The sequence below is a fragment of the Prosthecobacter sp. genome (genome assembly GCF_049294395.1).
In the GTDB taxonomy this organism is placed as follows: domain Bacteria; phylum Verrucomicrobiota; class Verrucomicrobiia; order Verrucomicrobiales; family Verrucomicrobiaceae; genus Prosthecobacter.
In genome coordinates, this window is record NZ_JBAQCR010000261.1 from 1 (window position 1) to 8589 (window position 8589).

At 59.3% G+C, this 8589-nt stretch carries 6 protein-coding genes; all 6 read left to right on the top strand.

Annotation, left to right across the window (positions count from 1 at the left end):
* Positions 1 to 225 precede the first annotated feature (225 nt).
* The 6 genes from WAW39_RS17865 (at position 226) to WAW39_RS17890 (ending at position 7903) form a co-directional block, all read left to right on the top strand.
* The gene (locus WAW39_RS17865; RefSeq protein WP_422320547.1) at positions 226 to 465 is read left to right on the top strand and encodes a hypothetical protein; all 240 of its coding nucleotides are present in this window, start codon (positions 226 to 228) and stop codon (positions 463 to 465) included.
* A 196-nt stretch (positions 466 to 661) separates the two neighbouring features.
* Complete coding sequence (locus tag WAW39_RS17870) at positions 662 to 1549, top strand: UDP-2,3-diacylglucosamine diphosphatase (protein ID WP_422320548.1); 888 nt, start codon at positions 662 to 664, stop codon at positions 1547 to 1549.
* 943 nt (positions 1550 to 2492) lie between these two features.
* Positions 2493 to 3572, top strand: a complete 1080-nt coding sequence (locus WAW39_RS17875; RefSeq protein WP_422320549.1) for an efflux RND transporter periplasmic adaptor subunit — start codon at positions 2493 to 2495, stop codon at positions 3570 to 3572.
* 889 nt (positions 3573 to 4461) lie between these two features.
* Entirely contained in the window at positions 4462 to 5631 is a 1170-nt protein-coding gene (locus WAW39_RS17880) for an efflux RND transporter periplasmic adaptor subunit (protein ID WP_422320550.1), read from the top strand.
* Between the two features lie 422 nt (positions 5632 to 6053).
* Positions 6054 to 7136, top strand: a complete 1083-nt coding sequence (gene dinB, locus WAW39_RS17885; RefSeq protein WP_422320551.1) for a DNA polymerase IV — start codon at positions 6054 to 6056, stop codon at positions 7134 to 7136.
* Between the two features lie 299 nt (positions 7137 to 7435).
* On the top strand, positions 7436 to 7903 hold the full coding sequence (locus WAW39_RS17890) for a hypothetical protein (protein WP_422320552.1): 468 nt from the start codon (positions 7436 to 7438) through the stop codon (positions 7901 to 7903).
* Positions 7904 to 8589: the final 686 nt, after the last annotated feature.

The window sequence follows — 8589 nt, forward strand, 5'->3', positions numbered from 1 at the left end:
TCCTACCACCATCCCCCCGACCTTGCGCTGTCGACACCCATGGACGGCGCACCTTTTTAAACCGCCTTCCATGTCACAGAACCGGCACAGCCTGACTATCACCCACAAGTCAGCGGGTGCCTGCCAAGCCTGTTGAGCTGATTGATCACTGCTGATGGCAGGGTGGTCACAGTATTGTGACGAGGTAGTGTTTGAGGCAGAGGGGGCTCGTCTCAATGATGGGGCATGTTCAAGCCACGACATAACGAACTTCAGTGCTTCCTCCAATGGCGCCGGCAGACGCGCTTTATCCGTCACCATGGCGGGCCGATCATGGCGGTGGGGCTGTTTGTGACGTGCCTGTGGTCGGTGTGGCGGGCGTTTGAGAGCCGGCAGGCGCAGCCGGAGAGCGCGCCGACGGTGGAGGTGAAGCGGATGCAGGAGCTGGACCGCACGCTGCAGGCGTCCAAGATGCCGAGGATGTGAAGCTGTGAATGGGTGAGGCGGTGGCGTGAGGGCTGGGCTCGTGACGAAAACGTTTTACTTGGTGTGTTTCGTAAAGGGCGATGAAAGGCGATGTCTGGTGACAAGGTCGTTACTATTCACAGTGAGTCCGCGTGTTGAGCGGGGGTGGATGGTGGCGGCGGAAACCTGACCTCTCCCCTTCTCTTCTTTGCTTTCTATGAAAACGAAACTTCGTATCAAGACGCTGTTCATGTCCGATGTGCATCTGGGCATGGCGGACTCGAAGGCGGTGCAGGCGGCGCATCTGATCCGGCACTGCAAGTGCGAGAAACTGGTGCTCAACGGGGACATCATCGATGCGTGGGCGCTGAGCGGATCGGGGCGCTGGACGCAGGAGCACACGCACTTTGTGCGGACGGTGCTGAAGAAGATGGAGAAGGAGGACACGGAGGTGATCTACCTGCGCGGGAACCATGATGACATTTTGGAGAAGTTTCTGCCGTTCAAGCTGGCGGGTCTGTCGCTGGTGGAGGAGCACATTCATGAGTCGCCGCACGGGCGCTACCTGGTGGTGCACGGGGACGGGTTTGACCATGTGACGACGAACCATGTGTGGCTGGCGAAGGTGGGTGCGGTGGGCTATGAGCTGCTGCTGCGCCTGAACCGGATGTACAACGCGTGGCTGCGCTGGCGGAACAAGGAGGCCTTCTCTCTGAGCCGGTGGGTGAAGATGAAGGTGAAGGGCGCGGTGAGCTTTGTGGGGCGCTACGAGGAGCAGCTGCAGAAGCTGGCGAAGTGGAAGGGCTGCCATGGGATCATCTGCGGGCACATTCACACGCCGGCGGACAAGATGATCGAGGATGTGCACTACCTGAACTCGGGCGACTGGGTGGAGAGCATGACGGTGGTGGTGGAGCATCTGGACCGGACGTTTGAGGTGCTGAGTTATCATGATTTCTGCCGCCTGACGGGACGTGAGCCGAAGGGTGGCGACCTGAGCATGGACGTGAGCGCGATCAGCAACCGGCCGCTGGGACTGCCTGCGCCGGTGGTGGCGTCTGAGGCGGGCGAGGAGGAGGAAGCGGAGGAGATGGTGGGGGTGTAGGGCTGGATCCTGGATCCTAGATGCTAGATGCTAGATGCTAGATGCTAGATGCTGGATGGGGGCAGAGGCGGTGGCTGAGTTTGTTTCTCGCTGTGTTATCGCAGTCTAAAGGGGCTTTGATTGGATGCGGCTTTTGAGGGGTGCGTGGTTGGCGTGGGGTGGTGGGGCTCAGAGGGATTGGGGGGCTGCCGCTTTCGGGTGGTTTGTGGTATGCGGGGCTCACAGAGCACGGCGAAAGCGGCAGCTGCGTTCGTTCCTCACTGCGCGACCGCAGTCCATATCAGAGGTGTGAGCTTGCAGCGCGTATTTGGAACCGGAGCGAAGCGCAGATAGACAGCCGCAGGCTGCCCCGAAGGGGTGAGCGACAGCGAATCAGTGCGGCTGCGCAGCCCTGGAAGGGCGAAGCTGCTGCTTTCGAGCGGCTGGTGGTGGTCGTGGGGTGACGGGGCTCAGAGGGATTGGGGGGCTGCCGCTTTCGGGTATTTGCTGGTAGGCGGGAGTCACCGAGGACGGCGAAAGCGGCAGCTGCGTTCGTTCCTCACTTCGCGACCGCAGTCCATATCAGAGGTGGACAGGCGCGATTCGGAAATGTGTTTTATGAGGCACCTTGATTTGATGAACGCAGGTGTGCGGAAGTTTGTGTGATTGGTTGGGACAGTTTCTGATCGCGCCAGTAAGTACGACTGCTTATAGTACGACTGCTTATAGTACGACTGCTTATCAGCAGATAGGCCACGAGCCTATTTACACCATCCGATTTGCATCGATTTGCTGGTTTTCAGAGGTGTTCCATGCAGTCTAGGACATATACCCATTTAGCTTGGCTTTACTTTAAAAACTGGGTGTCTAGCATCGTGATCTTATGAGATTTGGGTCCTGCTCCGCGGTTGTGAGGTTGTTTGAATTCACTGGAACTTGTGAAGATCAGAGGGTGCGGACGGCCATGCGGGCTTTGCAGATGGGAGCGTGTTTGATGGCGGCGTTCACGCTGGGGGCGTGCCATTCTAAAAAGGGCGGGCATGCGGCGGTGATGGTGCTGACGCACCCGCTGCAGCAGGACACCACGATCTCGCGTGAGTACGCCTGCCAGATCAACTCGTGCAAGAACATCAAGGTGCTGGCGACGGGACGTGGGTACTTGGAGCTGGGGAAATTGAAGGAGGGCCAGCATGTGAACGCGGGGGATGTGATGTTCAAGATTGTACCGGGGAGCAAGCGGACGGCGCTGAACCGTGCTGAGGCTGTGGCGGAGGTGGCGAAGGGGGTCTTTGAAAACACGGAGCGGCGGCTGAAGAACCAGCAGGCCACCGATCAGGAACTGAGCGAGGCGAAGGCCCAATGGGATGAGAAGCTGGAACTGGTGAAGGCGGCGCAGAATGATGCGGACGTGAACACGATCAAAGCGCCGTTTTCAGGACTGATGAGCCGCCTGCTGCTGGCGGAAGGGAGCCTGGTGGATCAGGGCGCTGTGCTGACGACGCTGTCTGACAACAGCGAGATGCAGGTGATTTTCAATGTGTCTGAGGCGGAGTCCCGGGAGTATGCGGCGCAGGCGCAGTCGGGGGAGAACAAGCAGGTGACGCTGGTGCTGGCGAATGGGAAGATTTTTGAGCAGCCGGGGAGGCTGAACGTGGCGGAGGCAAAGGCGGATGAGCAGAGCGGCATGACGCCGTTGCATGCGGATTTTGCGAATCCGACGGGCCTGCTGAGGAATGGTGAGAGCGGGATCGTACGCGTGTGGAAAATGATCAAGCAGGCGGTGCTGGTGCCGCAGAAGGCGACGTTTGAAAAACGTGGCCACCACTATGTGTTTGTGGTGGGGAAGGATCAGGTGATGCAGCAGCGGGAGATCCAGATTTCTGCGGAGCTGGAGGATCTGTTTATGGTGAGCGAGGGGGTGGGCGCGGATGACATGATCGTGTTTGCGGGAATGGGCCTGGCGAAGGACGGGGCGAAGGCGGAGGGGGCGGAGTTTGAGGCGCCGGAGAAGGCGTTCGCGCATTTGAAGATCAAGGGGGAGTAGTGGTGGAGTGCGCGGGAGTGGAGTGATGGAGTGTGTGGTCGTGGTGTGGTTGGCGGGGTGGATGGACAGGATTTACAGGATGGTGGGATTTCAGGATTGTTGATGGGTGTGCTTGGGTGGTGGCAGGTGTGCGGTTGTGGTGTGTTGTGGTGGGCGGAGAGATGGACAGGATTCACAGGATCGCAGAATTTCAGGATTGTTGGTGGGTCATGCGTGTGTGGTGGCAGAGTTGCGGTAGTGGTGGGGTGGATGGACAGGATTTAGAGGATGGTGGGATTTCAGGATTGTTGATGGGGTGATGGAGAGAGAGGAGTGGGTTGGGCTGGCTGAGGAGCAGCGAAGGCGGGGCTGTAACGCGAAGAGGTTGATTGAGAGGTTTGCGCCTTGGACTGAGTTGAGATCCAGCATCCCATGGGTGCTTGAGTGGCGGGGCTTTGGGGACGTTCGCCCAGAACCGCCTAAAGGCGGGACTACAATACGTGGGCTGGGTTTGCGATGTCTTGGAGCGAGGGTATGAGATTGCGGGTGTGTGCTGGCATGATGTGGTGCCGGGCGCAGCGGGCGGCGGTGGTGAAAAATGGGAGGCGGATTGAGGGGATGGAAGGCATGGTTTTAGGGGGCTATCCATGATAATGAACTTACCTACTCTTGATTTTTCGGACATTGTCCTGCCCTGACTTCTCAAAGGCAGGCCTGAAGGCGAATTGACGGCCCGTTCACTGGGGAAGACTGTTTTATGTAATAGGCTTCAAGCCTATTTTTCAAGGCGGGTTATCCTACTTACAATCGGACTTATCTTTGCCGAATATGACGGACGTATTGTTTTCATTTCCATGCATGGCGATGCTTTACTTTGGAGCCTCTGCACCTAGTATTTTAACAACCCCTTATGAGTTACAGAGACCACCTTTCCGTGTTCAGTTCGTTTCACTCTCCTGAGATCAGCAAGGCCCGTGAACTGCGGCCTGGGAGGTGGGCGGCGTTTGTGTGTGCGGGGCTGGCGGCGATGACGCTGAGCAGTTGTGACCACAAGGAGGCGCACCATGAGGAAGAGGCGGAGTCTCAGCTGGTGCTGACGAAGCCGATCGTACGGGACACGGTGATCTCGCGTGATTATGTGTGCCAGATTCATTCGTGCCGGAACATTGAGATCCGTGCGCTGGAGCGCGGCTACCTGGAGGTGGTGAGCGTGAAGGAGGGGCAGATGTTGAAGGAGGGGGATCTGATGTTTTCGATCCTGCCACGGGTGTACACTGCTGAGGTGAAACGCACGGAGGCGGATGCGCAGGTGGCGCGGGTGGAGTATGAAAACACGAAGCGGCTGCTGGACTCCAACGTGGTGTCTGACAAGGAGCTGACGATGGCGAAGGCGAAGCTGGACCAGAAGATGGCGGAGGTGAACCTTTCACAGACGCATCTGGGTTTCACGACGATCAAGGCGCCGTTTACGGGGCTGATGGACCGCCTGCGGCTGCGAAACGGCAGCCTGGTGGAGGTGGGTGACCTGCTGACGACGATGTCTGACAACAGCGAGATGTGGATCTATTTCAATGTGCCTGAGGCGGACTACCTGGAGTATGCCTCCACGGAGCAGTCTGAGGACAGCAAGAAGGTGAGCCTGGTGATGGCGAACGGGAAGCTCTTTGACCAGAAGGGGCGCGTGAATGTGATCGAGGGTGAGTTCAACAACAAGACGGGCACGATCCCCTTCCGCGCGGACTTCCCGAATCCGAAGGGGCTGCTGCGGCACGGGGAGACGGGCAACATCCGCATGCAGCGGGCGCTGAAACATGCGCTGCTGGTGCCGCAGAAGTCGACGTTTGAACTCGGGGGTGAGCAGTACATTTACACGGTGGACAAGGATGACGTGATCAAGCAGGTGAAGATCAAGGTGCTGGAGGAGCTGGAAGATCTGTTTGTGGTGAGCGGCGCCTTGACCGACAAGGACAAGATCATTTTTGAAGGTCAGCGGCAGGCGCATGATGGCGAGAAGGCCCACGAGTACCGCTATGAGGAGACGAAGGATGCGTATGCGAATCTGAAGCTGCACGCGCAGTAAAGAAGATCGGGCGTGTGGGAGCGGTGGTGCCCGGAAAACTGTGGTGATTTGCGCCATCGACTGACATCAGGTGCAAGGTTCCATTTGTGCCTGAGTGGCGGGACTTTGGGGACGCTCGTCCGGAACCGTCTAAAGGCGGGACTACAATACGTACGCTGGGTTTGCGATGGCGTGGAGCGAAGGGGACTTGTGGCATCGAACTGTGAACAGTGAATGCGATATGTGCCTGAGTGGCGGGACTTTGGGGACGCTCGTCCGGAACCGCCTAAAGGCGGAACTACAATACGTACGCTGGGTTTGCGATGGCGTGGGGCGAAGGAGACTTGTGGCATCGAACATTGAATGCTGGACATTGAATGCGAATGCTGGGCGAGACTCTTGAATGAACATCCAACCTCCATTTTCTGCCGTACGTTAAGGCCATGCCACGAGTGATCATGCATATGGACATGGATGCGTTTTTTGCATCGGTGGAGCAGCGGGACAATCCGGAGTACCGGGGGAAGCCGGTGATCGTGGGGTCGCCGCCGGATCAGCGTGGGGTGGTGTGTGCGGCGAGCTATGAGGCGCGGAAGTTCAAGGTGCGCTCTGCGATGCCCTCACGCACGGCGGGGCGGCTGTGCCCGGCGGGGATTTTTGTGAGGCCGCGCATGGAGGTGTATCGGGCGGAGTCGGCGCGAATTATGACGATTTTGCAGGAGTTTACGCCGATGATCGAGCAGGTGTCTGTGGATGAGGCGTACCTGGATGTGAGCGCGCATGCGGACCCGGCTTTGGAGGTGGATGCTGCCATTGAAGCGGCGCGGCCGATGGCGGCGGAGATCAAGCGGCGCATCCGCGAGGTGTGCGGGCTGACGGCGAGTGTGGGGATCAGCGCGAACAAGTTTTTGGCGAAGCTGGCGAGTGATTTCCAAAAGCCGGACGGGCTGACGGTGATTCTCGACAGGGACAAGATCGCGTTTTTACGACCGCTGCCGGTGAGCGCTATCCACGGGGTGGGGCCGGTGACGGCACAGGGGCTGGAGGCGCTGGGGCTGCGGACGATCGGGGATCTGCAGGACTCGACGCAGGCGCTGGAGGCGGTGGCGGGGTCGTTTGCGGCGAAGCTGCGGCAGCGGGCACTGGGGAATGATGAGCGTGAGCTGGACCTGAGCGAGGAGCGCAAGAGCATCAGCGCGGAGAACACGTTTCTCAATGACACGGACGCGCGGCCGGTGCTGCGGGCGGCGCTGAAGGAGATGGCGCTGGATGTGGCGCAGACGCTGGGGAAGCACGGGGTGGGCGCGATGACGGTGCAGGTGAAGGTGCGCTACAGTGACTTCACGACGCTGACGCGGCAGATCCGGCTGGAGGAGCCGGTGACGACGGAGCGGGAGATCTACCGGATGGCGTGTTATTTGCTGGCGCGGGACCGGCTGGTGACGGGGCCGCTGCGGCTGATCGGGATCGGGGTTTCGACGCTGGTGGCGCCGGAGCAGAGGCGGCAGTTGAGGCTGGGGATTTGAGGGTTGTTCTTGGTTGTTGGTTGTTGGTTTGCGGTGGGTGGTGAAAGGCGGGATGAATGGACAGGATTTACAGGATTGTATGATTCACAGGATTGGTGTGGGGAAAGGTGGCGCGCTGGGCGGGTGGCAAATGCTGCGGGTTCGGAGACCCGCGCTCCTGGGGCGCTGGGTGATGAGTGCGGGGCTGGGCTTTCGGCACAGCCTTTGGGCGGGTGGGAGACGATTATTGTGAGAGACAGGAGGGCTTGGGGTTGTTACTCTGGTGCTGTTGTTCTGAACTTTTTACTGCTTCGCTTTTTATGAAAACTTCGCTTTTGCTTGTTGGCGCCTTGGTGATGGCTGGTGGGCTTGTGTCTTGCACGGGTGATTTGTACCGGCGCACGGTGCCGGCGCGGACGACGGCGACTTCGGCGAAGGTGGCTCCGCCTGCGTTTGGATCTCCGGCGTATGTGAGCGGTCTGCGCCCGCATGGTCGACCGTATGAGCGGAGCGGGTTCTACCCGTACAGTGAATCGCGCCCGGGCGGGATGGGGTACTATGACCGTGTGGCTTCGCCGCATGGTTCGTATGAGTACCTTTACCATGACATGGAGGCGCCGCATCCGGCGCCGGGGACGCCGCTGAAGGAGAAGACGGTGCGGTACACGTCGCGCTATCCTAGCTCATGGGGCTCGCCGGTGTGGGTGACGACGTTCAAGCCGGGGATGTTTGCGCGGCGTGGGAATGGTGCGGTGCCTGCCGCAGCGCCGGGGTCGGGATCTGAGTGAGAGTGGGGGCTTGGGACGGTCTCTCTGCGGGATGAGTGTGTGCCTAAGGTGGAGGCGTGGACTGCGCGCGATGTGCGGCGTGCTTTGGCCTGCGTGTTTTATATCAGTTCGTAAAACTCAATTCCGGTTTGGCGGGCATGAGGACGTTCGATTGGCCGCAGAGGGGCAAAGAGGCAGAGGAAGCAGAGATGGGATCTATGCTGTGCTTTCCAGGCTGCTCTGCCACTGTGCGGCAGAACCGAAGGTTGCCTCCGGTTTTTAAACGATCTGATGGAGTGTGCCTTCTTGCGGCTTTTCGAAAATCAGTTTCGATTCCCCTGCCATAAGTCGCGTGGTTGGCGTGGGGTGACCGGGCTGCGAGGGATTGGGGGCTGCCGCTTTCGGGTATTTTGTGGTAGGCGGGAGCCCCGAGGGACGGCGAAAGCGGTAGCTGCGTTCGTGCCTCACTGCGCGACCGCAGTCCGTATGGGGAGGCACTGGTTTCTCGATGTCCTGGGTGTTTGTGGAGCGGGCTATAATACCACAATACATTGAAAACGGGTCTGTTTCGGAGCCGATGAAAGTTCGGCTCTGAAGAAGAGACTTTGTTTTCAGTTGGAGACTTCAAGGCAAATCGGGCAGCCAATGCTTGCATGCCCGCCATACGTAGGATGGGTGTGGCGACAGCCCGCCCGTCCATCAGCGTT

Coding starts and splice junctions, on each gene's coding strand:
- WAW39_RS17865 (WP_422320547.1), top strand. CDS start 226: ATGTTCAAGCCACGACATAACGAACTTCAGTGCTTCCTCCAATGGCGC.
- WAW39_RS17870 (WP_422320548.1), top strand. CDS start 662: ATGAAAACGAAACTTCGTATCAAGACGCTGTTCATGTCCGATGTGCAT.
- WAW39_RS17875 (WP_422320549.1), top strand. CDS start 2,493: ATGCGGGCTTTGCAGATGGGAGCGTGTTTGATGGCGGCGTTCACGCTG.
- WAW39_RS17880 (WP_422320550.1), top strand. CDS start 4,462: ATGAGTTACAGAGACCACCTTTCCGTGTTCAGTTCGTTTCACTCTCCT.
- dinB (WP_422320551.1), top strand. CDS start 6,054: ATGCCACGAGTGATCATGCATATGGACATGGATGCGTTTTTTGCATCG.
- WAW39_RS17890 (WP_422320552.1), top strand. CDS start 7,436: ATGAAAACTTCGCTTTTGCTTGTTGGCGCCTTGGTGATGGCTGGTGGG.